The following is a 1300-nucleotide window of genomic DNA, read 5'->3' as shown; positions in this document are numbered from 1 at the left end:
TCGACAAGATCCGCGAGCGCTTCGGCAAACAGGCCGTCGGCTACGGCACGGTGGCGCTGGAGGCGGCACGCTCGGTTCCCGACGAATTCAGGGAATTGGCGCAGAAGGAGTTGTGACGGCCAGCCCTTGACCGACCGCACAAAATGGCAGCGGCGGTTTTGCTGATCTGCCGACGCAGCCAAGGTTCCAAACTCGTCAGGGAGCTGACCATGCGACCGAATAAAACTGCAAGCTTTCCGTGGCGTCACCAACCGTTGTTTGGCCACGCTCTTCAAAAGACAGACCAGAACCCGCTGCCAGATCACGGACTATCCGCGACGCAATGATCTCACCCGGCAAGGCTTGACCAAGCATGACCGAGGCCAAGTCGATGGCGATGCCGGTGAAGTCATCGCCGTGCTTTTCGCACTCGCCAATATGCACAGCGGCACGAAGGACAAGACCGAATGGCTCCATCCTGTTGCGGATCGCGAACGCGCACTGGACCGCACGCGTCGGCCGGTGGAAAACGGCGAGGAAGCTGTTTGCGCTACGTCGAATTTCTAGGCCTTCCGCAAGGTCCAGTTCGACGCCTATTTCGTTGTTGTGCCAGTGCGCCAGTAGCGGTCCATGATCAGCATGGGCGAGTTCTGGCCGCGATTCGACGATCTCGGCGCACAGAACGGTGACGAGCACGCGCTCGTCCGGGCCTACTGGCAGCGCTCCAGCAACAAAGGCTTGGATCTCATCGATAAGGCGATCGCAATCGTGTCCCCAGATCACGTGGTCGTCGCCTGCAAGCTCGACATATCTTGCGCCTGCAATATGCCTTGCCAGATATCGCCCCTCCTCCACCATGACCCAGCGATCGCCCGTTCTGTGTACAATAAGTGTCGGCACGTGAATGGCTGGAAGGATGGAGCGGACGTCGATTTCGGTGCTCCAGCGCCACAGCGAGATTGCGTCGGCCGGTGAGGCTGAATTGCGCAGGAAAGCAGCAAACCACTCCTTCTCGAATGCGTCCTTCATCAAGCTCGGCGCCGCATTGCTCAGATCCGCCGGCTCGCCCCAGTCGCGTTCGATGATGGCGAGTTCGGCTTCCATCTGTTCCCTGGTCTTGGCCCAGGGATAATCCGGCGACCATATGCCCCGGGCAAACGCACCGTTGAGCACAAGTCCTGCCGTTCGCTCGGGATAGGTCGCGGCAAACAGCATGCACATGTTGCCGCCCTCGGAACTGCCGAACAAAACAGTGCGCTGCGACCCGACGGCATCCAGCACAGCCCGAACATCTTCCATGCGCTCTTCAAGGGTCGAAACC

The 1300-nt window shown here is 60.0% G+C and carries 1 protein-coding gene; it reads right to left on the bottom strand.

The window, feature by feature from the left end:
* Positions 1-195 precede the first annotated feature (195 nt).
* A partial coding sequence (locus tag EOB49_RS33910; protein ID WP_127383504.1) for an alpha/beta fold hydrolase occupies positions 196-1300 on the bottom strand: 1105 nt, incomplete at its 5' end.

Origin of the sequence: Mesorhizobium sp. M7A.F.Ca.MR.148.00.0.0 (assembly GCF_003997735.1) — a bacterium.
Classification (GTDB): domain Bacteria; phylum Pseudomonadota; class Alphaproteobacteria; order Rhizobiales; family Rhizobiaceae; genus Mesorhizobium.
The sequence above is the reverse complement of the archived record's forward strand: the minus strand, read 5'-3'. Positions and strand labels throughout refer to the sequence as shown.